Below are 25,048 nucleotides of genomic sequence, written 5' to 3' on the forward strand. Positions count from 1 at the left end.
TCTCCTCAGGCGGCGTTCTTGAGTTTCGGGTCCAGCGCATCGCGCAGGCCGTCGCCCATCAGGTTGATTGCCAGCACGCTGAGCAGGATCGTCAGGCCAGGCAGGCTCACCACCCACCAGGCGCGCTCGATGTAGTCGCGGGCAGAGGCCAGCATGGTGCCCCATTCGGGGGTGGGCGGCTGGACACCGAGGCCGAGGAAGCCCAGGGCGGCGGCGTCGAGGATCGCCGAGGAGAAACTCAAGGTAGCCTGCACGATCAGTGGTGCCATGCAGTTGGGCAGCACGGTGACGAACATCAGGCGCGGCAGGCTGGCACCGGCCAGGCGTGCGGCGGTGACGTAGTCGCGGTTCAGCTCGCCCATCACCGCGGCGCGGGTCAGGCGCACGTAGGAAGGCAGCGAGACCACGGCGATGGCGATCACTGTGTTGATCAGGCCAGGGCCGAGGATGGCGACGATGGCCACGGCCAGCAGCAGCGAGGGCAGGGCCAGCATCACGTCCATCAGGCGCATGATCGACGGGCCTAGCAAGCGTGGGAAGAACCCGGCGAACAGGCCCAGCAGGATGCCGGGGATCAGCGACATCACCACCGACGACAGGCCGATCAGCAGCGACAGCCGTGCGCCCTGGATCAGGCGCGAAAGCAGGTCGCGGCCCAGTTCGTCGGTGCCGAGGATGAATTGCCAGGTGCCGCCCTCGAGCCAGACTGGTGGGGTCAGCAGGAAGTCGCGGTATTGCTCGCTGGGGTTGTGTGGTGCGACCCATGGGGCGAACAGCGCACAGAACACGATCAGGCACATGAAGGCCAGGCCTGCCACTGCGCCCTTGTTGCGCGAGAAGGCCTGCCAGAACTCCTTGTACGGGGAGGGGTAGAGCTGGCTGTGGTCGGCGGTTGCAGCCTGGGTCACAGCGTTGGAAGTCGGATTAGTCATGGCGGGGACCTCAGCGCTGATGACGGATGCGTGGGTTGGCCAGGCCGTAGAGGATGTCCACGACGAAGTTGACCAGGATCACCAGGCAGGCGATCAACAGGATGCCGTTCTGGACCACGGGGTAGTCACGGGCGCCAATGGCTTCGATCAGCCATTTGCCGATGCCCGGCCAGGAGAAGATGGTTTCGGTGAGCACGGCACCTGCGAGCAAGGTGCCGACCTGCAGACCGAACACCGTCAGCACCGGGATCAGCGCATTGCGCAGGCCGTGCACGAAGACCACGCGGGCCGGCGACAGGCCCTTGGCGCGGGCGGTACGAATGTAGTCTTCGCGCAGCACTTCGAGCATCGAGGAGCGGGTCATGCGGGCGATCACCGCCAGCGGGATGGTGCCGAGCACGATGGTCGGCAGGATCAGGTGCATGAAGGCATCCTTGAACGAGCCTTCATCGCCCACCAGCAAGGTGTCGATCAGCATGAAACCGGTCACCGGCTCGACGTCGTACAGCGGGTCGATGCGCCCGGACACGGGTGTCCAGCCCATGCTCACCGACGAGAACATGATGAGGATCAGGCCCCACCAGAAAATGGGCATGGAGTAGCCGGCGAGCGAGACGCCCATCACCCCATGGTCGAACAAGGATCCGCGCTTGAGCGCCGCGATCACCCCGGCCAGCAGGCCGAAGACGCCGGCGAAGATCAACGCGCAGAACGCCAGCTCCAGGGTGGCGGGGAACAGCGTGGTGAACTCTTTCCACACGCTCTCGCGCGAGCGCAGCGATTCGCCGAGATCGCCTTGGGCAAGCTTGCCGATGTAGTCCATGTACTGGGCCGGCAGGGGTTTGTTCAGGCCAAGGCGTTCCATGGCCTGGGCGTGCATTTCAGGGTCGACCCTGCGCTCGCCCATCATCACTTCCACCGGGTCGCCGGGGATCAGGCGTATGAGCGCGAAGGTCAGCAGGGTGATACCGAAGAAGGTCGGTATCAGCAGGCCCAGGCGCCGGGCAATAAAACTCAACATCGTCGGAGGTACCTCATCGGCCGGTCAAGGCAGCCGCCGGCCCTTGCAGAGGCCGGCGGTCATGTTTTTCTTCTACTTCACCTTGGTGGTGGCGAAGTTGTTATTGGTCAGAGGGTTGATGACATATCCCTCTACGTTGTCGCGCATGGCCGTGAACATCTTCGGGTGGGCCATGCTGATCCACGGTTGATCCTCATCGTACACCGCCAGCGCCTCGCTATAGAGCTTGGCGCGTTCATCGTTGTCGATGATCTCGCGGGCACGGGTGATCAGTTCCTGGAACTTAGGGTTGCACCAGCGCGCATAGTTCTCGCCGGTCTTGGCGGCATCGCAACTGAGCATCGGGGTCAGGAAGTTGTCCGGGTCACCGTTGTCGCCGGCCCAGCCGGCGGAGACCAGGTCTGCTTCACCCTTCTTGGCGCGGCGCAGCATCTCGGCCCATTCCATCACGCGGATGTCGAGCTTGAGCCCGATCTTGGCAAGGTCAGCCTGCAGCATCTCTGCCGAAAGGCGTGGATTGGGGTTGGTCGGGCCGCCACCGTTGCGGGTGAACAGGGTGATGACGGTGCCTTCGGGAACGCCGGCTTCCTTGAGCAGGGCGCGGGCCTTGTCGAGGTCGCGCGGCGGATTCTTGTTGGCGGTGTTGTAGCCGATCATGGTCGGCGGGTAGGGGTTGACCCCGACCAGCGCGTTGCCCTTGCCGAACAACTGGTCGACGTGGGTCTGGCGGTCGAAGGCGATGTTGATCGCCTTGCGCACGCGCACGTCGCTAAGGTACTTGTGCTCGGTGTTCATGGCGATGTAGCCGGTCACCAGGGCTTCGATCTCGGCGACCTTGAGCTTGGGATCGGTCTTGATCGCCGGGACGTCGTCGGGCTTGGGGTACAGGGCGATCTGGCATTCGTTGGCCCGTAGCTTCTGCAGGCGCACGTTGTTGTCGGTGGCGATGGCGAACACCAGCGTGTCGCTGGGCGGCTTGCCGCGGAAGTAGTCGGGGTTGGCCTTGAAGCGGACCTGGGCGTCCTTGTTGTAGCGCTGGAACACGAACGGACCGGTGCCGATCGGCTTGCTGTTCAGGTCGCCGGTCTTGCCGGCCTTGAGCAACTGGTCGCCGTACTCGGCGGAGTAGATCGAGGTGAAGGCCATGGCCAGGTCGCGAAGGAACGGCGCTTCGGGGCGGGTCAGGGTGATCACCACGGTGTGGTCGTCGGTCTTGCTCACCGACTTGAGCAGTTGCCCGAAGGCCATGCTCTCGAAATAGGGGTAGCCGACGCTGGTCTTGTCGTGCCATGGGTGCTTGGCATCGAACTGGCGGTTCAGGCTCCACAGCACGTCGTCGGCATTGAAGTCACGGGTGGGAGTGAAGTAGTCGGTGGTGTGGAACTTCACGCCCTTGCGCAGGTGGAAGGTGTAGGTCAGGCCGTCGGCGCTGACGTCCCAGCTATCGGCCAGCGCCGGCTGGATATCGGTGGTGCCGGGCTTGAAGTCGACCAGGCGGTTGAACACGGTTTCGGCCGAGGCGTCGGCGGTGACCGCGGTGGTGTACTGGACGATATCGAAACCTTCGGGGCTGGCTTCGGTGCACACCACCAGGGGCTTGGCCGCGAGGTTGCCGGCGGCGCCCAGGATGATCGCTGCCAGGGCAGCGCGTAGCGGTAGCGATTTCATGGAACCTCCCTGCGAATGACTCCAGCGTAGACGTCACGGCCCGGAAAGCCCGGGCCGTGACCGTGGCGGTCAGAGAATGTTGAACGGAATGGTGGTCACGATGCGCAGCTCGTCCAGGCTGCCGTCGGCCTGGGCCTTGCTCGCGCGGTGGGCGGTATAGGTGGCGCGGATGCTGGTGTCCTTCAGCATGCCGCTCTGCACCGCATAGCTGGTGCCGATGCCCCACTCGTAGTGGGTCTCGCCATCCATGCCACGCACGTCGTAGGCGGTACCGCGGTAGTGGGTACCGTCGATGCCCCAGCCGCGGGCGTTGTACAGGTTGAACTTCAGGCCTGGCACGCCGTACTGGGCCATGTTCAGCACGTAGGAAATCTGCAGGGATTTCTCGTTCGGGCCGTTGAAGTCCGACAGCAGGGAGTTGGCCAGGTAGATACCGTTGGTTTCGTGCAGGTAGTCGAAGTACTCGTTGCCGTTGACCTGCTGCCAGGAGGCGGTGAGCGTGTGCGCCTGGTGGGTGAGGCCGAACGACAGGCTGTAGGTGTCATTGTCGATCTCGCCCATCTTCTTGCTGCCGGCATCGACCGTCTTGTAGTAGTTCAGGCCGGTGGTCAGGCTCAGCACCGCGCTGTCACCCAGCACGTGGTTGGCACCGAAGTAGTACTGGTTCCAGAAGTCGTCGACCTTGGTGGCGTACAGGCTGGTGGTCAGGCTCTTGAACGGCTGGTAGTTGATACCGGCGGTGCTGGCACGGTCGGTTTCCACGCCGGTGGCGCTGTATTCGGAGCGGAACTTGCTCAGGCTCTGTTCGGTACGCGGCGAGACGCGGTCGAAGGTGCCGATGTCGAACGACAGGTTGTCGAATTCGGCGCTGTGCAACGCCACGCCCTGGAAGCTCGAAGGCAGGGCACGGTTGCCGATGTAGGCGATCATCGGCGTGTCCAGGGACTGACGGCCGACGGTGAGGGTGGTGTTGGAGATGCGCGCCTTGACGTTGGCCAGGCCCGCCTTGCTCCATTGGCCGACAGGGTCGCCATCGCTATGGGTCAGGGTGCGGTTGTTCGGCCCGGCAATCGCTGCGCGACCACGCTCGAGGGCGATGGCGTTGTAGGCGGCGACTTCGGTGGCGAAGCCCACGGTGCCCTGAGTAAAGCCCGAACTGTAGTTGAGGATGGTGCCCTGTACCCAGTTGTCACGGCTGTGGGTGTCGTGGCGGGTGCCGTCGCTCTTGTAGTACTTCCACAGCGGCGCACGGGTGGCGCGTTCGCGGGCGTACCAGTTGCGGGTGCTGCCGCTCAGGCTCTGGCCTTCGAAGAAGCCTGAAGCATCGGCCTGCTCACTGCCTGACTTGAGGCTCAGCGGGTAGAAGTCCTGGCTGACAGGTTCTGCCTGGGCGGCGGCGCAGAAGGCGCCGATGGATAGGGCCAGCGCGGTTTTGGTGGTTCGTTTCAAGGTTAAAGCTCCCTTTCTATTCTTATATCTGTGGCCCGATCTTGTGGGTCGGGCTTGGCTCGGTGACGCGGTACTGCGGGTGTTCACCTGGGATTGCCAGGCAAATCCGGGCTGCACGCGGTCGCGGGAGTGGGGGGTACTCCCGGTCTGGCGATACAGGGTCAATCGATGCTGACGCCGGAGAAAACGTTGCGTCCGAAGGGGCTGACCTTGAAGTCTTTCACACTGATGCTGAGGGGTTGGTTGACCGTCGAATGGGCCACCGGGGTAATCGGTACCTGCTGCTTGAGGCGTTGCTGGGCCTGCTGGTAGAGGTGGGTGCGCTGTTCGCGGTCGGTGACCTGCTTGGCCTTCTTGACCAGTTCGTCGTACTGGCTGTCGCACCACTGCGAGTAGTTGTTGCTGCCAATGGCATCGCAACTGAACAGGGTGCCGAGCCAGTTGTCCGGGTCACCGTTGTCGCCGGTCCAACCGATCAGGGCGATGTCGTGTTCGCCATTTTTCATGCGCTTGAGGTATTCGCCCCATTCGTAGCTGACGATACGGACCTTGAAGCCGAGCTTGCTCCAGTCGGCCTGGAGCATTTCAGCCATGAGCTTGGCGTTGGGGTTGTAGGGGCGTTGCACCGGCATGGCCCAGAGGGTGATTTCCGTGCCTGGCTTGACCCCGGCCTGCTCCAGCAACTGCTTGGCTTTTTGCGGATCGAACGGCGCGTCCTTGAGCGTATCGTCGTAGGACCATTGGGTGGGCGGCATGGCGTTGACTGCCACTTGCCCGGCGTCCTGGTAGACCGCCTGGATGATCGCCTGCTTGTTGACCGCCATGTCCATCGCCTGGCGCACTTCAAGTCGATCGAACGGTGGATGCTGGGTGTTGTAGGCGATGTAGCCGAGGTTGAAGCCGGGCTGCGTCATGATCTGCAGCTTGCCGTCCTGCTTGAGCGCAGGGAGATCGGCCGGGCGTGGATGAAGGGTGACCTGGCACTCGTTGCGGCGCAGTTTCTGGATACGCACCGAAGGGTCGATGTTGATAGAGAACACCAGGTTGTCGATCTTCACCCGGTCAGGGGCCCAGTAGTCCTTGTTGCCCTTGAAGCGGATCTGCGAGTCCTTCTGGTAGCGCTGGAACACGAACGGGCCGGTGCCGATCGGCTTCTGGTTGATATCGCTGGGCCTGCCGGTCGCCAACAGGTGCTCGGCGTATTCGGCGGAGAGGATGGACGCGAAGGCCATGGCGATGTTCTGGATGAACGCGGCATCGACCTTGTTGAGGGTGAAAACCACCGTGAGCGGGTCGGTTTTCTCGACCTTGGCGATGTTCTTGTCCAGGCCCATGCTGATGAAGTAGGGGAACTCGGTGGGGTAGGCCTTACGGAACGGATGCTCTTTGTCGAGCATGCGATTGAAGGTGAACAGCACGTCGTCGGCGTTGAAGTCGCGGGTGGGCTTGAAGTCCTTGTTGTGGTGGAACTTCACCCCAGGCCGCAGGTGGAAGGTGTAGCGCAGGCCGTCCTCGGACGCCTGCCAGTCGGTGGCCAGGCCTGGCTGCACAGCGGTGCCGCCACGCTCGAATTCGACCAGGCGGTTGTAAAGGGGCTCGGCGGCGTCGTTGTCGGTGGCCGAGGTGTATTGGGCGGTGTCGAAGCCAGCCGGGCTGCCTTCGGAGCAGAACACGAGGTTGTTGGCCTGGGCAGCGATGGCCTGGCCGAGCAGGCCCAGGCCCAGCATGGTGCCAAGTAGTGTGGTACGGCGCATGGCGATCCTTTCCTCATCTGTTTGCGCTGCCGCGTACTGAACAGGCGGCAACAGAAGCCCGTTCCTGACGTTAGCGGCATCAGGAAGGGCGAGACAGGTAATGAATATGTCTAGTGGCGTAAGAAACTTCTGAATGTTGCCGAGAAATTTCGACAATTCGCCGAACCCATGCCAGCCCCGTCACATGGCGGGGCTGGCTGGGCGCTATTTCTCCACGCTTACGCCATAGAAGGAGTTCAGTCCGAACGGACTGATCTTGAAGTCCTTCACTTTCGCACTCATCGGCTGATAGACCGTGGAGTGGGCGATGGGGGTCATCGGCACCTGCTCCTTGATGATGTGCTGCGCCTGCTTGTACAGCTCGGTGCGCTTGGCCTGGTCGGAGGTGGCCTTGGCCTGCTTGATGATGTCGTCGTAGGGCTTGTAGCACCACTTGGAGAAGTTGTTGCCCTCCAGTGCGTCGCAGCCGAACAGGGTGCCGAGCCAGTTGTCCGGGTCACCGTTGTCGCCGCTCCAGCCAATCAGCATGGCGCCGTTTTCGCCGCCCTTGGAACGCTTGATGTATTCGCCCCATTCGTAGCTGACGATCTTGGCCTTGATGCCGATCTTGGACCAGTCCGATTGCAGCATCTCGGCCATCAGCTTGGCGTTGGGGTTGTAGGGGCGTTGCACCGGCATGGCCCACAGGGTGATCTCGGTACCTTCCTTGACGCCGGCTTCCTTGAGCAACTGCCTGGCTTTTTCCGGATCGTACTTGGCGTCCTTGATGGTGGTGTCGTAGGACCACTGGGTCGGTGGCATGGCATTGACTGCCAGCTGGCCGGCGCCCTGGTACACCGAATCGATGATCTGCTGCTTGTTCACCGCCATGTCCAGCGCCTGGCGCACCTTGAGCTGGGCCATGGGGTTGGGCTCGTTGCTGCCCTTGATCTTGTCCATCACGTTGTAGGCGATGTAGCCGAGGTTGAAGCCGGCCTGTTCAGGCATCTGCAGCTTCGGATCCTTCTTCAGTGGCTCGATGTCGGCCGGGCGCGGGAACAGGGTGACCTGGCACTCGTCACGCTTGAGCTTCTGCATGCGCACCGAGGCGTCGGTGCTGATGGCGAAGACCAGGTTGTCGATCTTCACGTCGTCCGGCTTCCAGTAGTCCTTGTTGCCCTTGTAGCGGATCAGCGCGTCCTTCTGGTACCTGTTGAACACGAACGGCCCGGTGCCGATCGGCTTCTGGTTGATGTCGGCGGCCTTGCCCTGCTTGAGCAACTGGTCGGCGTACTCGGCGGACTGGATCGAGGCGAAGCTCATCGCCAGGTTCTGGATGAACGCGGCGTCCACTTCGTTGAGGGTGAACTTGACGGTGTGATCGTCGAGCTTCTCGAGCTTGGCGATGTTCTTGTCCATGCCCATGTCGGTGAAGTACGGGAATTCGGTGGGGTACGCCTTGCGGAACGGCATGTCCTTGTCGAGCATGCGGTTGAAGGTGAACAGCACGTCGTCGGCGTTGAATTCGCGAGTCGGCTTGAAGTAGTCGGTGGTATGGAACTTGACCCCTTCACGCAGGTGGAAGGTGTAGGTCTTGCCGTCTTCGGAAACGTCCCATTTGGTGGCCAGGCCGGGGATGACGGCGGTGCCGCCACGCTCGAACTGGGTCAGGCGGTTGAAGATCGTTTCGGCCGAGGCGTCGAAGTCGGTTCCGGTGGTGTATTGGCCCGGGTCGAAACCGGCGGGGCTGCCTTCGGAGCAGAACACCAGGTTGGACGCGGCGAGGGCTGCAGGGGCGCCAGCCAGCAGGCCTGCGCCTACCAGGAACGGAATGACTGCGTGTTTGAGCATGGTGGCCTCATTGTTGTCATTTTTGATTTGAGGTGGCCTCGTGAGCCGACCTGCGGATACTTATGCAGGGGGTGTACCCATTGCAACACTCAACAGGATAGTCGGCGCCAGAAATGTGGCACGGTCGTACATGGATGTCGCATTCATGTAAATTTTGCGCAGGTTGAACGTTTGCGCAAGAAAAAAGCTGGCATTTTGCGACATGTTTCGAAGCGATAAGGGATGTAGGTTGCACTGAAGCAGTGCGTAGGAAGATTCAGATGCAGGGTGGAGATGATCATTGCCCCCGCTGTCATTGCGACAGGTGCGGTGGCCAGGAGAGGGGCCACCTTGCAGGTGGCCCCGGTCGCTCAGTCGAGCGCAGCCGCGATCACGGCATCTGTACTTCGATCAGCCCATCGGCATTCATGCTGACTTCGCTGGTGCCGGCTTCGATGTCCGGCGAGGCGGCTTCATCTGCAGCCATGGCTTTCATCGCCATCGGTGCGCTGCGCATGTAAGGGCGCGGGTAGCCGCTGCTGTTGAGGTTCAGGCTGACCACTTTGTAGCCTTTGCCGCCGAGGGCTTCGGTGGCCAGTTGGGCGCGGGCCTTGAAGGCGTTGACCGCATCCTTGAGCAACTCGTCTTCACTGGCCTTGCGGGTGGCCGGGGCGATGGAGAAGTCCATGCCGCCCATCTTCAGTTCCTGCAGCAGCTCACCGGTGAGTTTGGACAGGGCCGGGAAGTCGGCGCTTTCCAGGCGCAGCTCGGCGCGCTCGCGCCAGCCGGTGATCTTCTGGCCCTTGGTGTCGTAGACCGGATAGCTGTTACGGCTGCCCTGGCTGATCTTCACGTCCTTGACTTCGCGGGCCTGCTGGACCGCCTTGTTCATGGTTTCGGTGATCTGCTTGGCGAGCTTGCCCGGGTCGGTGTTCTGCGCTTCGCTGTACAGGGTGACGACCATCAGGTCGCGGGCCACTTCCTTGCTGACCTCGGCGCGCAGCGATACCTGGTTGTAGCGCGGCTCGTCGGCGGCCAGGGCCGGCAGGCTGGCGAGCATGCCACAAGACAGGACTAACGCGGCGCTGCGACGGGAAATGTGCATGTATGACTCCTTCAAGTAGAAAGCGTGGGGATGACGTCCGTTCCACGCATGGCCCATCAGACCGGAAACAGTGTAGTGGGTTCAACAATGCCATCATGACTTTGTGACAGAGTGTGGCGCTTTGCCGCATTGCTGCAGCGGGGCGCCTGGCTTCGGTATACTCCAGCCGATTGTCCTGGAGCACTCATCAGGAGAGCTCATGCTCGCCCCCGCACACCCAATGTCCGCCACCCGTCAGAACCTCTGGCGCCTGACCATCATTCGCATCCTGGTCCTGGCCGCCCAGGCCGGCTCCGTGGGCGTGGCCTACTGGACCGAGCTGCTGCCGCTGCCGTGGCTGTCGCTGGCGGCAACGCTCGCGCTGTCGTCGCTGCTGTGTGCCTTTACCGCCTTGCGCCTGCGCCTGACCTTGCCGGTCACGGAGATGGAATACGCCCTGCAACTGGCCTGTGACCTGCTGATCCACAGCGCCCTGCTGTACTACTCGGGGGGCTCGACCAACCCGTTCGTGTCCTATTACCTGGTGCCGCTGGCGATTGCCGCCGTGACCCTGCCGTGGATCTATTCACTGGTGTTGTCGGGCATTGCGCTGGTTGCCTACAGCCTGCTGCTGGTGCAGTTCTACCCGCTGGAGACGCTGCCGTTGGCACGTGACACCATGCAGGTGTATGGCATGTGGCTGAGCATCGCCCTGGCCGCTGCTGTCATTACCTTCTTTGCCGCGCGCATGGCCGAGGAACTGCGCCGCCAGGAGCAGATGCGTGCCGAGCGGCGCGAGGATAGCCTGCGCGACGAACAGTTGCTGGCCGTGGCAACGCAGGCCGCCGGGGCCGCCCATGAGCTGGGCACGCCGCTGGCGACCATGAGCGTGCTGATCAACGAGATGCGCCAGGACCATACCGATCCGCAGTTGCAGGAAGACCTTGCGGTGCTGCAGGACCAGGTCAAGCTTTGCAAGGAGACGCTGCAGCAACTGGTGCGTGCCGCCGAAGCCAACCGACGCATGAATGTGCAGGAGCAGGATGTCACGGCATGGCTCGACGAGGCGCTTAATCGCTGGCACCTGATGCGTCCGGAAGCCAGTTACCGTTTCCAGCGCCTGCGCGATGGCGAGGTGCCGCGCCTGACTCCGCCACCAGACCTCACCCAGGCGCTGCTCAACCTGCTGAACAACGCCGCCGATGCCTGCCCGAACGACCTCGAAGTGCGTCTGGACTGGGATGCCCAGGATATCCTGATCAGTATCCGCGACCATGGTGCCGGCGTACCGGTAGCCATCGCCGAGGCGATCGGCAAACCCTTCTTTACCACCAAGGGCAAAGGCTTCGGCCTGGGCCTGTTCCTGAGCAAGGCCAGCGTGACCCGCGCGGGGGGCTCGGTGAAACTCTATAGTCATGAAGAGGGCGGCACCCTGACCGAGCTGCGCCTGCCCCATGGCAAGCGAGGAGATGAACGATGAGCGATGAGAACCAGATCGAAGGCGAAGAGCTGCCGCACCTGCTGCTGGTGGATGATGACGCCACCTTTACCCGGGTGATGGCCCGTGCCATGAGCCGCCGCGGTTTTCGGGTGAGCACCGCCTCGAGTGCCGAGGAGGGGTTGATCCTGGCTCAGCAGGACTTGCCGGACTACGCCACGCTTGACCTGAAGATGGAAGGTGATTCGGGCCTGGTCCTGTTGCCCAAGCTGCTGGAACTGGACCCGGAGATGCGCGTGCTGATCCTGACCGGCTATTCCAGCATCGCCACTGCGGTCGAGGCGATCAAGCGCGGCGCCTGCAACTACCTGTGCAAGCCGGCCGACGCCGACGATGTGCTGGCGGCGCTGCTGTCCGAACATGCCGACCTCGATACCCTGGTGCCGGAAAACCCGATGTCGGTGGACCGCCTGCAGTGGGAGCATATCCAGCGCGTGTTGACCGAGCACGAAGGCAATATCTCGGCGACGGCGCGGGCGCTGGGCATGCACCGGCGCACCTTGCAGCGCAAGCTGCAGAAGCGGCCGGTGCGGCGCTGATCGGACGACAGAGCGCGGCGCCTGCTTCGACTTGGCCGTGAAGCAGGCGCCGCGAAAATCAGCCCCCGATCACCGTCCGATCCATGCGCACCGCCAGCGCACCTGTGCCTGGCTCGACCGCGAACGACACCTCTCCCTCCCGCGCCACCTGCGCTCGCCCGATCACCTGCCCATCGCGCAGCAGCTCCAGCGGCATCCCTTGCAGCGACTGGCCCGAAGCCAGTTCCAGTTTGATCCTGATATTCATCGGTGACCTCCTTGTCACGCGTTACGGTCGATGTAAGTGGTGGCCTGCCCGTCTAGGCGCGCGATCAGCTCCGGTGCGCCATCGCGGAACTGGCGGAACAGGTTGCGCCCACGACGTTGGGCATCGAGCGGTACCTGCACGGTCGGGTGGAACTGCTCGCCCAGCTCGGTATAGGGGTTCCAGGGGCCGATGTAGGATTCGTTGACGCCATCGTCGACACTGAAGGCATAGCGCACGGCATTACCCTGGCGCCAGTTCAGACCATCCGGCTCGCGGCGCTGCCAGCCGCCGGCAACGATGGTCGGTGAAGTTGCCGGGGCATCGATGAAGCCCGTCGGGCGGTTGGGTTTGTAGTCCTTGAGCAGCAGGTAGGTGCTCCAACCCCACCAGTCACTGGTGTACTGGCGGTCGTTGAGGTCGGCCACATTCTTGCGCCGCAGTACCGTCGAGCCTTGCTGGCGGTAGAGCGCAGCGAAATTGCCGGGGACCAGGTCCTGCTCGGCTGCCTGCAGGTCTGGCGTCAGACGCAGGGCGGCGTACTGCTCCGGCGATGCGGCCCGCCCCTTGTCGAAGGCCTGGAACACTTCGTCGGCCGAACGCTGTACCGCGCGCCCGACCTGGCGCCGGTTGGCCACATCAACGCTGTCGAAATAACGCTTGTCACCATAGGCGCGCCATTGCTCGCCTTCGGCATTGCGCACGCGCAGGCCGTACTTGCTGTCCTCGTCGTGCATGAAGCGCGACACCAGCGAGCCGATATCGCTCGGCGTGACCGCGTCGGCCAGGGCCTTGCGCGGTACACGCAGGTGGCCGGCGGAGAACAGGTCGGTAAGGAAGTGGTCGGCGAAGGCGTTCATGGCATAGGCCAGTTGCAGGTCGCGTTCGTCGCCGCTGTCACGGGCGCGCAGCGCCTGTTGCAGTGCTGCGCCGTGACCGGCCTGGTAGGCCAGCAGGGCCGACCGGCCGAAATGGTCCCAGTTGCTGGCGGCCAGTTTCAGGTAGCGACCCAGTGGCAGGAGATCCGAAGCCACGCTACCGCCCCCGGTGATGCGATTCCAGCGCGCCGACAGGCTGTCGCCCAGTGCGTCATAGGCTTCATGGGGTTGACGGCCGTCCTTGATGGCGCGGTTGGCCGCCGAGATCTCTTCCTGCATGACCGCCAGAATTTCCTGGGCTTCGGCACGGGAGGCGGGCAGGCGGGCCAGCGAGTCGAAAGCCTGGACGAAGCGTTCGATGCGCTCGGAGGGTGTTGTTCCATCGGCGATGGGGCGTTCCGGCACGCCGTAGAAGTCACCTCCCAGCGCAACCACCTGACCGTAGGTCAGGCTCAGGCCGTTGGGCAACGGCAGCGGAGACTGGTGCGCCACGATCGGTGGTTGGTTGGCCGTGAAGCGCAGCAGGACGTTGTCGCCGATGGCGGTGTGCTCGCCGCCCTCGAAGCGCAACTCGGGCCCGGTGGGCTTCGGTGCTTCGAGTGGTGGCAGGCGGTGGTACTTGATGGTGTGATGGCCGTCCACCACCAGCACCAGGTGCGTGTGCTCCCCCTCCAAGGGGATGCCTTCGGGGTCGAACAAGCGGTCGAGGTCCGCGACTTGCAGATTGGCTTGGCCGGTTGCGGGCAGTGATTGCATTTCTGACATTGGTTGCTCCATGCGATGTCTGAAAAGTCCTAATTAACTGTATGCATATACAGTTTTTTTGATAATAGGGTGGAAATTTCGTACGTCAAGATCTGTTTGTGGGCAGATCCTTCATCCATGGCGGACGCAATCACCTGGCACTGACGTATGATTAGCTCCCTATCGGCAACCTTCTCAGGATCGCGCGCAATGCTCGCCCTTCTCATCCAGACGTTGAACATCACGGCCCCGGTTTTCGCCATGCTGTTCATGGGCGTGCTACTCAAACGCATCCGCTTGATCGACGACAATTTCATCAAGGTCGCGTCCTCGCTGGTGTTCAACACCTGCATGCCGGCGCTGCTGTTCCTGGGTATCTATCACGCCGACCTGTCGACGGCGGTCAAGCCCGGGGTCATCCTCTACTTCATCCTCGCGACCCTGGTGTGCTTTGCGCTGTCCTGGGGGCTGGCGATCTGGCGCAGCCCGCCAGAGGACCGCGGCATCTACACGCAAGGTGCGTTTCGTGGCAACAACGGGGTGATCGGCCTGGCGCTGGCGGCCAGCCTCTATGGCGACTACGGGATTTCCCTGGGTGCGGTACTCGCCGGGTTGGTGATCCTGCTCTACAACTCGCTGTCGACGGTGGTGCTGGCGGTGTACAGCCCGAGCCTGAAATCCGACCCGTGGAGCCTGTGCAAGAGCATCTTCAGCAACCCGCTGATCATCAGCGTGCTGGCGGCGACGCCCATGGCGTATGGGCAGGTGCCCCTGCCCAACTGGTTGCTGACTTCAGGCGACTACCTGGCGCAGATGACCCTGCCACTGGCGCTGATCTGCATTGGCGGCACCCTGTCGCTGGCGGCCCTGCGCGACAGCGGCAAGCTCGCGGTGGATGCCAGCCTGGTGAAGATGGTCTGGCTGCCGCTGGTGGGTACCCTGGGCGCCTGGCTGTGCGGGTTTCGCGGCGCGGAGCTGGGGATTCTGTTTCTCTACATCGGCAGCCCGACGGCGGCGGCCAGTTATGTCATGGCCCGCGCGGCCAATGGCAATCACGAGCTGGCTGCGTCTATCATCGTGATCACGACGCTAATGGCGGCGATCACCACCAATATCGGCATATTCATCTTGCAATGGGGCGGGTGGATCTAGATGCTGGCCGCACAACACAACAACACTGCCTCCTGAACTAAAGGACACTTCATGCAAGACCAGAGCACGCCCGCGGGGTTGCAACGCGGGCTGAAGAATCGCCATATCCAGTTGATCGCGCTGGGCGGCGCCATCGGCACCGGCCTGTTCCTGGGGATCGCTCAGACCATCCAGTTGGCCGGCCCTTCGGTACTGCTGGGCTATGCGATCGCTGGCCTGATGGCTTTCCTGATCATGCGCCAGCTTGGCGAGATGGTGGTCGAGGAACCGGTCGCAGGCAGCTTCAGCCACTTCGCCCATCAATACTGGAGTGAGTTCGCCGGCTTCGTCTCCGGCTGGAACTACTGGGTCGTCTACGTGCTGGTGGGCATGGCCGAACTGACGGCCGTGGGTATCTACGTGCAGTACTGGTGGCCGGACTTTCCGACCTGGGCCACAGCGGCGATCTTCTTCGTGGTGATCAATGCCATCAACCTGACCCAGGTGAAGGTCTACGGCGAGATGGAGTTCTGGTTCGCCCTGGTCAAGGTGGTGGCGATCGTCAGCATGATCGGCTTCGGCGCCTGGCTGCTGGGCAGCGGTCATGGTGGCCCGGATGCCAGCGTGGCCAACCTGTGGCAGTACGGTGGCTTCTTCCCCAATGGCGTCACCGGGCTGATCATGGCGCTGGCGGTGATCATGTTCTCCTTCGGCGGCCTGGAGCTGGTGGGTATTACCGCTGCCGAGGCGGACAATCCGCGCCAGAGCATCCCCAAGGCTACCAACCAGGTGGTCTACCGCATCCTGATCTTCTACATCGGCGCGCTCGCCGTGTTGCTGGCGTTGTACCCGTGGCAGAAGGTGGTGCAGGGCGGCAGCCCGTTCGTGATGATCTTCCATGAGCTGGACAGCGATGTGGTCGCCACCGTGCTCAACGTCGTGGTGCTGACCGCCGCGCTGTCGGTCTACAACAGCTGCGTCTACGCCAACAGCCGCATGCTGTTCGGCCTGGCCAGCCAGGGCGATGCGCCGCGCCAGTTGCTCAAGGTCAGCCGCAGCGGCGTACCGCTGGTGGCGCTGGGGGTTTCGGCTCTGGCCACCGGTCTTTGCGTGGTGATCAACTACCTGATGCCGGGGGAGGCGTTCGGTTTGCTGATGGCCCTGGCAGTGTCGGCGCTGGTGATCAACTGGGCGAGCATCAGCATCACCCACCTCAAGTTCCGCAAGGCCAAGCTGGCGGCGGGCGTCACGCCGTTCTACCGCAGTTGGGGGCATCCACTGACCAACTACCTGTGCCTGGCGTTCATCGTGCTGATCCTGGTGGTGATGTACCTCACCCCGCCAGTGCGCATCTCGGTGATGCTGATTCCGCTGTGGATCGCTGCGCTGTGGGTAGCGTTCCGGGTGAAGAAAGCGCGTCAGGCCAGGGGATGAATCTGCGCTGATGCGTCGTTCTTTTCGCGGGTAAACCCGCTCCCACAGGGGCCGCATAGTGGCGTGCCTGTGGGAGCGGGTTTAGCCGCGAAGAGTCCGGTGCGATCTCAGGCCTGGTAGCTGTCGATCACTTCCTGCGCCGCGCGGAATGCATCGATCGCTGCCGGCACCCCGGCGTACACTGCGCAATGCAGCAGTGCTTCGCGAATTTCCTCCACCGTGCAGCCGTTGTTCAACGCCCCGCGCACATGGCCCTTGAGTTCCTGTGGGCACTTCAGTGCGGTCAGCGCCGCCAGGGTGATCAGGCTGCGGGTCTTCAATGGCAGCCCCTCGCGGGACCAGACGCTGCCCCAGGCATGTTCGTTGACGAAGTCCTGCAGGGGCTGGGTGAACGCCGTGGCATTGCCCAGGGCACGATCGACGAAAGCGTCCCCCATCACCTGGCGACGAACCTGCTCGCCGGCCTTCTTGTTGTCGGTCATTGCGTAATCCTCAGTGTTGGCGGCGCCAGGCACGAACCGTGGTGTACAGCAACACCACCGCCAGCACCGGCATGACGTAGAACAGCATCAGACGCTCCAGTCGCCCGGCCAGTGGCATGCCGGTGGTGAAGGCCACCACATGCAGGCCGTAGGCCAGGTAGAGCGCCAGGAACACCAGCCCTTCGGCGCGGGTGATCCGGTAGCCGGAATAGAACACGGGCAGGCTCAGGGCGGCGACCCCGAGCATCACCGGCAGGTCGAATGCCAGTGCGTTGGGTGAGATGGTCAGTGGCTCGGGCGTGGTCAAGGCGGTCAGCCCCAGCACTGCCAGGAGGTTGAACAGGTTGCTGCCGATCACCGTGCCCACGGCGATCTCGCGTTCGCCCCGCAGGGCGGCGATCAGCGCGGCGGCCAGTTCCGGCAGCGAAGTGCAGACCGCGACCACGGTCAGGCCGATGATCCGCTCGGACAGGCCCAGATCCGTGGCGACCTCGACCGCCGCCTCCAGCAGCAAGTGCCCACCGAGGCTGAGCAGCACCAGCCCGAACAGGGTCTGCAGCACCACGGTGCTCCAGAAACGGCCCGGGCTGCGGCGTGCGGCGTCGGGCGCCGGATAGGTGCGAGCATAGTGGCGTGACTGGTGCCAGAGCATGCCCAGGTAGCCCAGCAGGCCCAGCAACAACAGCCCGCCCTCGAGCCTCCCCAGTTCGCCGTTGGCCGCCAGCAGGTAGACCACTGCACTGGCGGCGATCATCAAGGGGATGTCCAGGCGTACCAGTTGCCGCGAAACGCGTAGCGGGATGATCAGCGCGGCAAGCCCGAGGATCACCAGCACATTGAAGATGTTGCTGCCGATCACACTGCCCACCGCCACGTCCGGGGCACCCTGGTAGGCCGCCTGCAGGCTGACCGTCAGTTGTGGTGCGGTACTGCCGAAGGCCACCAGGCTCAGGCCGATGATCAGCGGCCGCACATGCAGGCGCGTGGCCAGGCGCAGGGCGGCGCGCACCAGCAGTTCGGCACCGATGACCAACAGCACCAGGCCCAGGCCCAGTTGCAGGAGGCTGAAGGTGGGGAGGGTAGCGAGGTCGAAAATGGCAGGGCTCCAGTCAGGTCAGTCGCTCAGACCTTGTACCCGGACTCGCGCCGTTCCGCTACGGAGCATGCCGATTTTTTCTGCGGCAGCGCGTGACAGGTCGATCAGTCGGCCACGGGTATGGGGGCCGCGGTCGTTGATGCGTACCACCACGCTGCGCTGGTTGGACAGGTTGGTCACCAGTACCTGGCTGCCGAACGGCAGGGTGCGATGGGCGGCGGTCAGGCCGTGCTGGTTGAAGGCTTCGCCGCTGGCGGTGCGTTTGCCGTGGTGGCGGGAGCCGTAATAGGAGGCGGTGCCGGTTTCGTCGTAGCCGCGCGGGTCGATGTCATGGCTGGCACAGCCGGCCAAGACAGAGAAAAGAGCCAGGGCGGTGAGGTTTTTTTTTAGCAAGGCAGGTGCTCTCCGGTGCTTCCATTCGCGGGCAAGTCGGCGCCCCGACTTGCCCGCGAACGAGGGCGTTCAGGTCACCCTTCGAGCTTGGCCTTGAGCAATTGGTTCACCTGCCCCGGGTTGGCCTTGCCTTTGGAGGCCTTCATCGCCTGGCCGACGAAGAAACCGAACATCTTGCCGCGCTTGGCCTCATCGGCGGCGCGGTACTGTTCGACCTGCTCGGCGTTGGCCGCCAGCACTTCATCGAGCATCTTGTCGATCGCGCCGGTGTCGGTCACCTGCTTGAGGCCCTTGCTCTCGATGATGCTGTCGGCATCGCCTTCACCGGCAGCCATGGCCTCGAACACGGTCTTGGCGATCTTGCCGCTGATGGTGTTGTCGCGGATGCGCTGTAGCATGCCACCGAGCAGCTCGGCACTGACTGGCGACTGGTCGATTTCGACACCCAGCTTGTTCAGCAGGCTGCCCAGCTCGACCATGACCCAGTTGGCCGCCAGCTTGGCGTCGCCGCCGATACTGGCCACCTGCTCGAAGTAGTCGGCCTGTTCGCGGCTGCTGGCCAGCACGTTGGCGTCGTAGGCCGACAGGCCGTACTGGCTCTGGAAGCGCTCGACCTTCTGTGTCGGCAGCTCGGGCAGCGAGGCGCGGACGGTCTCGAGGAAGCTTGGCTCGATGACCACCGGCAGCAGGTCCGGATCGGGGAAGTAACGGTAGTCGTTGGCTTCCTCCTTGCTGCGCATGGAGCGGGTCTCGTCCTTGTTCGGGTCGTACAGACGGGTTTCCTGGACTACCTTGCCGCCGTCCTCGATCAGGTCGATCTGGCGCTGGATCTCGCTGTTGATCGCCCGCTCGATGAAGCGGAACGAGTTGACGTTCTTGATCTCGCAGCGGGTGCCGAACTCGACCTGGCCTTTGGGGCGAACCGAGACGTTGCAGTCGCAACGCAGCGAGCCTTCGGCCATGTTGCCATCGCAGATACCCAGGTAGCGCACCAGGGCGTGGATGGCCTTGACGTAGGCCACGGCCTCTTTTGCGCTGCGCATGTCCGGCTCGGAAACGATTTCCAGCAGCGGTGTGCCGGCGCGGTTCAGGTCGATCCCGGTGGCGCCGTTGAAATCTTCGTGCAGGCTCTTGCCGGCATCTTCCTCAAGGTGTGCGCGGGTGACGCCGATGCGCTTGAGGGTGCCGTCTTCCAGGGCGATGTCCAGGTGGCCCTTGCCAACGATCGGCAGGTCCATCTGGCTGATCTGATAGCCCTTGGGCAGGTCGGGGTAGAAGTAGTTCTTGCGCGCGAACACGTTGCGCGGCCCGATCTCGGCATCGATGGCCAGGCCGAACATGCAGGCCATGCGTACGGCCTCCTGGTTCAGCACCGGCAGTACGCCGGGCATGCCCAGGTCGACCAGGCTGGCCTGGGTGTTCGGCTCGGAGCCGAAGGTGGTGGCGCTGCCGGAGAAGATCTTCGACTGGGTGGCGAGCTGGGTATGAATCTCCAGCCCGATCACAACTTCCCATTGCATGTGTGAATTCCTCAGAAGCCGTTGGGGGCGCGGGTGTGCCAGTCGGTGACTTGCTGGTAACGGTGCGCGACGTTGAGCAGGCGGCCTTCCTGGAAGTACGGGGCCAGCAGTTGCACGCCCACCGGCAGGCCATCGACGAAGCCGGCCGGCATCGACAGGCCGGGCAGGCCCGCGAGGTTGGCGGTGATGGTGTAGACGTCCTCGAGGTAGGCGGCGACCGGGTCGGCGTTCTTCGAGCCGAGTTTCCAGGCCGGGTTCGGCGTGGTCGGGCCGAGGATGACGTCGACCTGTTCGAAGGCGGCCATGAAGTCGTTCTTGATCAGGCGGCGGATCTGCTGGGCCTTGACGTAGTAGGCGTCGTAGTAGCCGGCCGACAGGGCATAGGTGCCGACCATGATCCGGCGCTGCACTTCAGCGCCGAAGCCTTCGCCACGCGAGCGCTTGTACAGGTCGGTGAGGTCTTTCGGGGCTTCGCAGCGGTAGCCGAAGCGCACGCCGTCGAAGCGCGAGAGGTTGGAGGAGGCTTCGGCCGGGGCGATCACGTAGTACGCCGGGATGGCGTGCTGCATGTTCGGCAGGCTGATTTCCTTGACCACCGCGCCGAGCTTCTCCAGTTCCTTGACGCTGGCCTGGACCAGTTCGGCGATGCGCGGATCGAGGCCGGCGCCGAAGTACTCCTTCGGCAGGCCGATGCGCAGGCCCTGCAGCGAGGCATTGAGGTTGGCGCTGTAGTCGGGTACCGATTCGTCGACGCTGGTCGAGTCCTTGGCGTCGAAACCGGCCATGCCTTGCAGCAGCAGGGCGCAGTCTTCGGCGGTGCGGGCCATCGGGCCGCCCTGGTCGAGGCTCGAGGCGTAGGCGATCATGCCCCAGCGCGAGACACGGCCGTAGGTAGGCTTGAGACCGGTGAGGTTGGTCAGCGCGGCTGGCTGGCGGATCGAGCCGCCGGTGTCGGTGCCGGTGGCGACCGGCAGCAGGCGCGCGGCCACGGCTGCGGCGGAGCCACCCGACGAGCCGCCTGGCACGTGTTCGAGGTTCCAGGGGTTCTTCACCGCGCCGTAGTGGCTGGATTCGTTGGCCGAACCCATGGCGAACTCGTCCATGTTGGTCTTGCCCAGGGTGACCATGCCGGCCTCGGCGAGCTTGGCGACCACCGTGGCGTCATAGGGGGCGGTGAAGCTGTCGAGCATCTTCGAGCCGCAGCTGGTGCGCACGCCCTGGGTGCAGAACAGGTCCTTGTGGGCAATCGGTGCGCCCAGCAGTGCGCCGGTTTCGCCATTGGCGCGACGGGCGTCGGCAGCGCGGGCCTGCTGCAGCGCCTGCGCTTCGGTGATGCTGATGAAGCTGTTGATCTGTGGGTCGAGCTGCTTGATGCGCGACAGCAGCGCGCCGGTCAGCTCTTCGGAAGAAAACGACTTGTCGGCGAGTCCGCGGGCGATCTCGGCCAGAGTGAGTTGATGCATGGCAGGCTCTATCCCTTACTCGATGACTTTCGGAACCAGGTACAGACCGTTTTCGGTCGAGGGTGCCACCGCTTGGTAGCGATCGCGCTGGTTGCTTTCGGTCACCTGGTCGGGACGCAGGCGCTGGGTGGCTTCGAGCGGGTGGGCGAGAGGCTCGATGCCAGTGGTGTCGACGGCTTGCATCTGGTCGACCAGCCCGAGAATACTGTTCAAGGCATCGGTAATGCGTGGCAGTTCGCCTTCATTAAGGCCCAGGCGGGCCAGATGGGCGATCTTTTCCACGTCACAGCGTTGAAGCGCCATGGGGATCTCCAGGAAAAACAGAAACAGAATGCTTCCGTAATGAGGAACATGCCGGGATTCTGGCGGTCATACGGCCGCGATCATCGGCTGGCGTGCTCGGAAAAACTGCCAATTTAACATATTGGCTCCTTGCCCAAAATCCCTGCCATTGTTAGAGTTTGCCGCACTTTTTTACCCACGCTTTCCCCAGGGTCACTTTCCCATGTTCAAGAAACTGCGTGGCATGTTTTCCAGCGATCTGTCCATCGACCTGGGTACTGCCAACACCCTTATTTACGTGCGTGAGCGCGGTATCGTCCTGAATGAGCCCTCGGTTGTTGCCATCCGTACCCACGGCAACCAGAAAAGCGTCGTGGCCGTCGGTACCGAAGCCAAGCGCATGCTCGGCCGCACTCCCGGCAACATCGCTGCCATTCGTCCGATGAAGGACGGCGTGATCGCCGACTTCAGCGTCTGCGAGAAGATGCTGCAGTACTTCATCAACAAAGTGCACGAAAACAGCTTCCTGCAGCCCAGCCCTCGCGTGCTGATCTGCGTGCCGTGCAAGTCCACTCAGGTCGAGCGCCGTGCCATCCGTGAATCGGCGCTGGGCGCCGGTGCCCGCGAAGTGTTCCTGATCGAAGAGCCCATGGCCGCCGCCATCGGTGCCGGCCTGCCGGTCGAGGAAGCCCGCGGTTCGATGGTCGTCGACATCGGTGGTGGTACCACCGAAATCGCCCTGATCTCGCTCAACGGTGTGGTGTACGCCGAATCCGTGCGTGTCGGCGGCGACCGTTTCGACGAAGCCATCGTCACCTACGTGCGCCGTAACTACGGCAGCCTGATCGGCGAATCCACCGCCGAGCGCATCAAGCAGGAAATCGGCACCGCCTACCCGGGCGGCGAAGTCCGCGAAGTCGACGTGCGTGGCCGCAACCTGGCCGAAGGTGTACCACGTGCCTTCACCCTGAACTCCAACGAAGTGCTCGAAGCGCTGCAGGAATCGCTGGCGACCATCGTCCAGGCGGTCAAGAGCGCCCTGGAGCAGTCGCCGCCGGAGCTGGCCTCCGACATCGCCGAGCGCGGCCTGGTGCTGACCGGTGGTGGCGCGCTGCTGCGTGACCTCGACAAGCTGCTGGCCCAGGAAACCGGCCTGCCGGTGATCGTTGCCGAAGACCCGCTGACCTGTGTCGCCCGTGGCGGTGGTCGTGCGCTGGAAATGATGGACAAGCACGCCATGGACCTGCTCTCCAGCGAGTGAGTCCTGGCGCTGTCCAGCCGTCGCTGAAGATCGTCTGGTTTACAGGTGGCACGCACAGTGCTACCTGTATGCGCTGTTGACGTCCGTCGGGCGTCGTTTCCGTCAATCCGCAGGCTGGTGGTTGCATTGACCTCGTGCAATGACCGCCTGAATCGTCGTCCACGAGGAACGGCCCATTAAACCGCTTTTCTCCAAGGGCCCTTCGCTGGGCGTTCGTCTGCTCGTGCTGGTGGTGATGTCGGTCGCGCTGATGGTGGTCGACTCGCGCTTTGACGTGCTCAAGCCGGTACGCAGCCAGATGGGGCTGGTGCTGATGGAATCCTATTGGGTCACCGATTTGCCGCAGCGTCTGTGGCAGGGCGTGGCCGGGCAGTTCGGCAGCCGCACCGAGCTGATCGCCGAAAACGAGAAACTCAAGACCGAAGCCCTGCTGTTGCAGGGGCGCCTGCAGAAGCTGGCGGCGCTCACCGAGCAGAACGTGCGTCTGCGCGAGCTGCTCAATTCTTCGGCACTGGTCAACGAAAAGGTCGAAGTCGCCGAGCTGATCGGGGTCGATCCCAATCCCTTCACTCATCGCATCCTGATCAACAAGGGCGAGCGCGACGGGGTGTTCCTCGGCCAGCCGGTGCTCGATGCCCGTGGCCTGATGGGCCAGGTGGTCGAGCTGATGCCCTACACCTCGCGCGTGCTGCTGCTGACCGACACCACCCACAGCATTCCCGTACAGGTCAACCGCAACGGCCTGCGCGCCATTGCCAGCGGCACCGGCAACCCGGAACGCTTGGAACTGCGTCACGTGGCCGATACCGCCGACATCAAGGAAGGCGATCTGCTGGTGAGTTCGGGCATGGGGCAGCGTTTCCCGGCCGGTTATCCGGTGGCCACGGTCAACGAGGTGATCCACGATTCCGGTCAGCCGTTCGCCATCGTGCGCGCCATTCCTACCGCCGCCCTCAATCGCAGCCGCTACATGCTGCTGGTGTTCAGCGATCGTCGTACACCTGAGCAGCGTGCCACGGATGCAGCGATCGCCCAGGAAGAGGCCGACCGTCAGGACGGTGCGAGTGCCAAGCCGACAGCTGCGCCAGCACCGGCAATTGCGCCAGCGAGCGGCGCGCCGGCCCACGCACCCGCACCTGCCGCACCGGCTGCCACTGCGCCGGCCCACGGTACGTCCACCTCACACCCGCCAGCCGCACCCGCGTCGCCTGCACAGCCCCGGAGAGAATGATGGCCAGTACCCGTAGCAGAAACGGCTGGGCCATCGGGCTGACCTTCGTCATCGGCCTGCTGCTCAGCGTCACGCCGATGCCGCAGTTCATGGAGGTGTTCCGCCCCATGTGGCTGGCCTTGTTGCTGGCGTTCTGGACCCTGGCCGTACCCAGCAAGGTCGGGATGACCACCGCCTTTGTGCTGGGCCTTGCCGAGGACGTGCTCTACGGCACCCTGCTGGGGCAGAACGCGCTGATCCTCACCTTGATCACCTTCCTGGTGCTGTCCCTGCAGCAACGCCTGCGTATGTTCCCCATGTGGCAGCAGAGCCTGGTGATCCTGGTGGTGTTCGGCATCGCCCAGTTGATCCAGCTGTGGCTCAGCGCCCTGACCGGCAATCGCCTGCCGACGCTTGCGCTGGTGTGGTCGGCGGTGATCAGCGCGTTGCTCTGGCCCTGGATCAGCTTCGCCCTGCGCGGCATGCGCCGACGCCTGCATATCCACTGACGCGTCGCCACTGACAGGGAGATGTCCACATGACTCGACTGCACCTGGCCTCCGGCTCCCCGCGCCGGCGTGAGCTGCTGACCCAGATTGGCGTGCCATTCACCGTGGTCAGCGCCCCTATCGACGAAACCCCGTTGCCCGACGAAGCCGCCCAGGCCTACGTCGAACGCCTGGCGCAAGCCAAGGCGGTGGCCGGTTTCAATCTGCTCGATGCCCCGGGTGTGGTGCTCGGCGCGGATACCGCCGTGGTGCTCGACGGCCAGATCCTCGGCAAGCCTGAAAACCGCGAGCACGCCCTGGCGATGCTCGGCGACCTGTCCAAACGCGAGCATCAGGTGCTTACGGCCGTAGCTGTGACCGACGGCCAGCGCTCGCTGAGCCTGTGCGTGGCCACCAAAGTGCGGTTCCGTACCATTTCCTTCGATGAAGCATGTCGCTACTGGGACAGCGGTGAACCGCTGGACAAGGCCGGCGGTTATGCGATCCAGGGGCTGGGGGCGGTGTTCGTCAGCGCCATCGAGGGCAGCTATTCGGCCGTGGTCGGCCTGCCCCTGAGCGAAACCGCCGAGCTGCTCGAACAGTTCGCCATTCCCTGCTGGCAGCAAGAGGATAACGCCCAGCGCTAGCCAGCCGCCCGACAGCGATCC

General features: G+C 63.6%; 23 protein-coding genes. 8 read left to right on the top strand and 15 right to left on the bottom strand.

Annotated elements, in window-relative coordinates; translation table 11 throughout:
- Positions 1 to 5: 5 nt before the first annotated feature.
- The 7 genes from ACPZMI_RS16535 to ACPZMI_RS16565 form a co-directional block, all read right to left on the bottom strand.
- Complete coding sequence (locus tag ACPZMI_RS16535) at positions 6 to 932, bottom strand: ABC transporter permease subunit (RefSeq protein ID WP_186667790.1); 927 nt, start codon at positions 930 to 932, stop codon at positions 6 to 8.
- A 10-nt stretch (positions 933 to 942) separates the two neighbouring features.
- Positions 943 to 1,953: an ABC transporter permease subunit gene (locus ACPZMI_RS16540; protein ID WP_186667792.1), complete on the bottom strand. Its 1,011-nt coding sequence runs from the start codon at positions 1,951 to 1,953 to the stop codon at positions 943 to 945.
- A 72-nt stretch (positions 1,954 to 2,025) separates the two neighbouring features.
- Positions 2,026 to 3,621: an ABC transporter substrate-binding protein gene (locus ACPZMI_RS16545; protein WP_186711247.1), complete on the bottom strand. Its 1,596-nt coding sequence runs from the start codon at positions 3,619 to 3,621 to the stop codon at positions 2,026 to 2,028.
- Positions 3,622 to 3,690: 69 nt separating this feature from the next.
- Positions 3,691 to 5,070 carry an OprD family porin gene (locus ACPZMI_RS16550; protein WP_186667796.1) on the bottom strand — a complete coding sequence of 460 codons (1,380 nt, stop codon included), beginning with the start codon at positions 5,068 to 5,070 and terminating at the stop codon, positions 3,691 to 3,693.
- A 161-nt stretch (positions 5,071 to 5,231) separates the two neighbouring features.
- Positions 5,232 to 6,824: an ABC transporter substrate-binding protein gene (locus ACPZMI_RS16555; protein ID WP_186711246.1), complete on the bottom strand. Its 1,593-nt coding sequence runs from the start codon at positions 6,822 to 6,824 to the stop codon at positions 5,232 to 5,234.
- 204 nt (positions 6,825 to 7,028) lie between these two features.
- Positions 7,029 to 8,654, bottom strand: coding sequence for an ABC transporter substrate-binding protein (locus ACPZMI_RS16560; protein WP_186667800.1), 1,626 nt, complete (start codon positions 8,652 to 8,654; stop codon positions 7,029 to 7,031).
- A 370-nt stretch (positions 8,655 to 9,024) separates the two neighbouring features.
- Entirely contained in the window at positions 9,025 to 9,738 is a 714-nt protein-coding gene (locus ACPZMI_RS16565) for an SIMPL domain-containing protein (RefSeq protein ID WP_186667802.1), read from the bottom strand.
- A 199-nt stretch (positions 9,739 to 9,937) separates the two neighbouring features.
- Here ACPZMI_RS16565 and ACPZMI_RS16570 point away from each other — a divergent pair, with 199 nt between their 5' ends.
- Together ACPZMI_RS16570 and ACPZMI_RS16575 are read left to right on the top strand one after the other, a co-directional pair.
- Positions 9,938 to 11,197, top strand: a complete 1,260-nt coding sequence (locus ACPZMI_RS16570; RefSeq protein ID WP_186667804.1) for an ATP-binding protein — start codon at positions 9,938 to 9,940, stop codon at positions 11,195 to 11,197.
- A complete protein-coding gene (locus ACPZMI_RS16575) occupies positions 11,194 to 11,754 on the top strand; it encodes a response regulator transcription factor (RefSeq protein WP_186667806.1) in 561 nt (186 codons plus the stop codon). The genes ACPZMI_RS16570 and ACPZMI_RS16575 overlap by 4 nt, the downstream gene beginning before the upstream one ends.
- Before the next feature lie 58 nt (positions 11,755 to 11,812).
- On the opposite strand, the gene ACPZMI_RS16580 is transcribed toward ACPZMI_RS16575, so the two are convergent.
- Both ACPZMI_RS16580 and ACPZMI_RS16585 read right to left on the bottom strand, forming a co-directional pair.
- A complete protein-coding gene (locus ACPZMI_RS16580) occupies positions 11,813 to 12,001 on the bottom strand; it encodes a hypothetical protein (RefSeq protein WP_186667808.1) in 189 nt (62 codons plus the stop codon).
- 14 nt (positions 12,002 to 12,015) lie between these two features.
- On the bottom strand, positions 12,016 to 13,632 hold the full coding sequence (locus ACPZMI_RS16585) for a phospholipase (protein ID WP_426352689.1): 1,617 nt from the start codon (positions 13,630 to 13,632) through the stop codon (positions 12,016 to 12,018).
- 198 nt (positions 13,633 to 13,830) lie between these two features.
- Here ACPZMI_RS16585 and ACPZMI_RS16590 point away from each other — a divergent pair, with 198 nt between their 5' ends.
- The gene (locus tag ACPZMI_RS16590) at positions 13,831 to 14,772 is read left to right on the top strand and encodes an AEC family transporter (protein ID WP_186667812.1); all 942 of its coding nucleotides are present in this window, start codon (positions 13,831 to 13,833) and stop codon (positions 14,770 to 14,772) included.
- A 51-nt stretch (positions 14,773 to 14,823) separates the two neighbouring features.
- Entirely contained in the window at positions 14,824 to 16,185 is a 1,362-nt protein-coding gene (locus tag ACPZMI_RS16595; RefSeq protein ID WP_426352679.1) for an amino acid permease, read from the top strand.
- Positions 16,186 to 16,292: 107 nt separating this feature from the next.
- On the opposite strand, the gene ACPZMI_RS16600 is transcribed toward ACPZMI_RS16595, so the two are convergent.
- From ACPZMI_RS16600 to gatC, 6 genes are all read right to left on the bottom strand, one after another.
- Complete coding sequence (locus ACPZMI_RS16600; protein WP_186667816.1) at positions 16,293 to 16,667, bottom strand: carboxymuconolactone decarboxylase family protein; 375 nt, start codon at positions 16,665 to 16,667, stop codon at positions 16,293 to 16,295.
- Positions 16,668 to 16,677: 10 nt separating this feature from the next.
- Positions 16,678 to 17,721, bottom strand: a complete 1,044-nt coding sequence (locus ACPZMI_RS16605) for a calcium/sodium antiporter (protein ID WP_186668001.1) — start codon at positions 17,719 to 17,721, stop codon at positions 16,678 to 16,680.
- 60 nt (positions 17,722 to 17,781) lie between these two features.
- Positions 17,782 to 18,156: a septal ring lytic transglycosylase RlpA family protein gene (locus ACPZMI_RS16610; protein ID WP_186711242.1), complete on the bottom strand. Its 375-nt coding sequence runs from the start codon at positions 18,154 to 18,156 to the stop codon at positions 17,782 to 17,784.
- Between the two features lie 74 nt (positions 18,157 to 18,230).
- Positions 18,231 to 19,676, bottom strand: a complete 1,446-nt coding sequence (gene gatB / locus ACPZMI_RS16615; protein WP_054894400.1) for an Asp-tRNA(Asn)/Glu-tRNA(Gln) amidotransferase subunit GatB — start codon at positions 19,674 to 19,676, stop codon at positions 18,231 to 18,233.
- Positions 19,677 to 19,687: 11 nt separating this feature from the next.
- Positions 19,688 to 21,139, bottom strand: a complete 1,452-nt coding sequence (gene gatA / locus ACPZMI_RS16620; protein ID WP_411383845.1) for an Asp-tRNA(Asn)/Glu-tRNA(Gln) amidotransferase subunit GatA — start codon at positions 21,137 to 21,139, stop codon at positions 19,688 to 19,690.
- 15 nt (positions 21,140 to 21,154) lie between these two features.
- Positions 21,155 to 21,442 carry an Asp-tRNA(Asn)/Glu-tRNA(Gln) amidotransferase subunit GatC gene (gatC, locus tag ACPZMI_RS16625; RefSeq protein WP_054894398.1) on the bottom strand — a complete coding sequence of 96 codons (288 nt, stop codon included), beginning with the start codon at positions 21,440 to 21,442 and terminating at the stop codon, positions 21,155 to 21,157.
- Positions 21,443 to 21,644: 202 nt separating this feature from the next.
- Between gatC and mreB the strand changes: the two genes are divergently transcribed.
- The 4 genes from mreB (at position 21,645) to ACPZMI_RS16645 (ending at position 25,027) form a co-directional block, all read left to right on the top strand.
- Positions 21,645 to 22,682 carry a rod shape-determining protein MreB gene (gene mreB / locus ACPZMI_RS16630; RefSeq protein ID WP_003255163.1) on the top strand — a complete coding sequence of 346 codons (1,038 nt, stop codon included), beginning with the start codon at positions 21,645 to 21,647 and terminating at the stop codon, positions 22,680 to 22,682.
- Between the two features lie 223 nt (positions 22,683 to 22,905).
- Complete coding sequence (gene mreC, locus ACPZMI_RS16635) at positions 22,906 to 23,913, top strand: rod shape-determining protein MreC (RefSeq protein ID WP_426352680.1); 1,008 nt, start codon at positions 22,906 to 22,908, stop codon at positions 23,911 to 23,913.
- The gene (mreD, locus tag ACPZMI_RS16640) at positions 23,913 to 24,401 is read left to right on the top strand and encodes a rod shape-determining protein MreD (RefSeq protein ID WP_426352681.1); all 489 of its coding nucleotides are present in this window, start codon (positions 23,913 to 23,915) and stop codon (positions 24,399 to 24,401) included. Before mreC ends, mreD begins: the two co-directional genes overlap by 1 nt.
- A 29-nt stretch (positions 24,402 to 24,430) precedes the next feature.
- A complete protein-coding gene (locus ACPZMI_RS16645) occupies positions 24,431 to 25,027 on the top strand; it encodes a Maf family protein (RefSeq protein WP_186711499.1) in 597 nt (198 codons plus the stop codon).
- Positions 25,028 to 25,048 lie beyond the last annotated feature (21 nt).

Source organism: Pseudomonas wayambapalatensis, from assembly GCF_049942315.1.
Taxonomy (GTDB): domain Bacteria; phylum Pseudomonadota; class Gammaproteobacteria; order Pseudomonadales; family Pseudomonadaceae; genus Aquipseudomonas; species Aquipseudomonas wayambapalatensis.

Coding starts and splice junctions, on each gene's coding strand:
- ACPZMI_RS16585 (WP_426352689.1), bottom strand. CDS start 13,632: ATGCAATCACTGCCCGCAACCGGCCAAGCCAATCTGCAAGTCGCGGAC.
- ACPZMI_RS16595 (WP_426352679.1), top strand. CDS start 14,824: ATGCAAGACCAGAGCACGCCCGCGGGGTTGCAACGCGGGCTGAAGAAT.
- mreB (WP_003255163.1), top strand. CDS start 21,645: ATGTTCAAGAAACTGCGTGGCATGTTTTCCAGCGATCTGTCCATCGAC.
- ACPZMI_RS16560 (WP_186667800.1), bottom strand. CDS start 8,654: ATGCTCAAACACGCAGTCATTCCGTTCCTGGTAGGCGCAGGCCTGCTG.
- ACPZMI_RS16555 (WP_186711246.1), bottom strand. CDS start 6,824: ATGCGCCGTACCACACTACTTGGCACCATGCTGGGCCTGGGCCTGCTC.
- gatC (WP_054894398.1), bottom strand. CDS start 21,442: ATGGCGCTTCAACGCTGTGACGTGGAAAAGATCGCCCATCTGGCCCGC.
- ACPZMI_RS16590 (WP_186667812.1), top strand. CDS start 13,831: ATGCTCGCCCTTCTCATCCAGACGTTGAACATCACGGCCCCGGTTTTC.
- ACPZMI_RS16570 (WP_186667804.1), top strand. CDS start 9,938: ATGCTCGCCCCCGCACACCCAATGTCCGCCACCCGTCAGAACCTCTGG.
- ACPZMI_RS16540 (WP_186667792.1), bottom strand. CDS start 1,953: ATGTTGAGTTTTATTGCCCGGCGCCTGGGCCTGCTGATACCGACCTTC.
- ACPZMI_RS16580 (WP_186667808.1), bottom strand. CDS start 12,001: ATGAATATCAGGATCAAACTGGAACTGGCTTCGGGCCAGTCGCTGCAA.
- ACPZMI_RS16565 (WP_186667802.1), bottom strand. CDS start 9,738: ATGCACATTTCCCGTCGCAGCGCCGCGTTAGTCCTGTCTTGTGGCATG.
- ACPZMI_RS16645 (WP_186711499.1), top strand. CDS start 24,431: ATGACTCGACTGCACCTGGCCTCCGGCTCCCCGCGCCGGCGTGAGCTG.
- ACPZMI_RS16575 (WP_186667806.1), top strand. CDS start 11,194: ATGAGCGATGAGAACCAGATCGAAGGCGAAGAGCTGCCGCACCTGCTG.
- mreD (WP_426352681.1), top strand. CDS start 23,913: ATGGCCAGTACCCGTAGCAGAAACGGCTGGGCCATCGGGCTGACCTTC.
- ACPZMI_RS16545 (WP_186711247.1), bottom strand. CDS start 3,621: ATGAAATCGCTACCGCTACGCGCTGCCCTGGCAGCGATCATCCTGGGC.
- ACPZMI_RS16600 (WP_186667816.1), bottom strand. CDS start 16,667: ATGACCGACAACAAGAAGGCCGGCGAGCAGGTTCGTCGCCAGGTGATG.
- ACPZMI_RS16535 (WP_186667790.1), bottom strand. CDS start 932: ATGACTAATCCGACTTCCAACGCTGTGACCCAGGCTGCAACCGCCGAC.
- gatB (WP_054894400.1), bottom strand. CDS start 19,676: ATGCAATGGGAAGTTGTGATCGGGCTGGAGATTCATACCCAGCTCGCC.
- gatA (WP_411383845.1), bottom strand. CDS start 21,139: ATGCATCAACTCACTCTGGCCGAGATCGCCCGCGGACTCGCCGACAAG.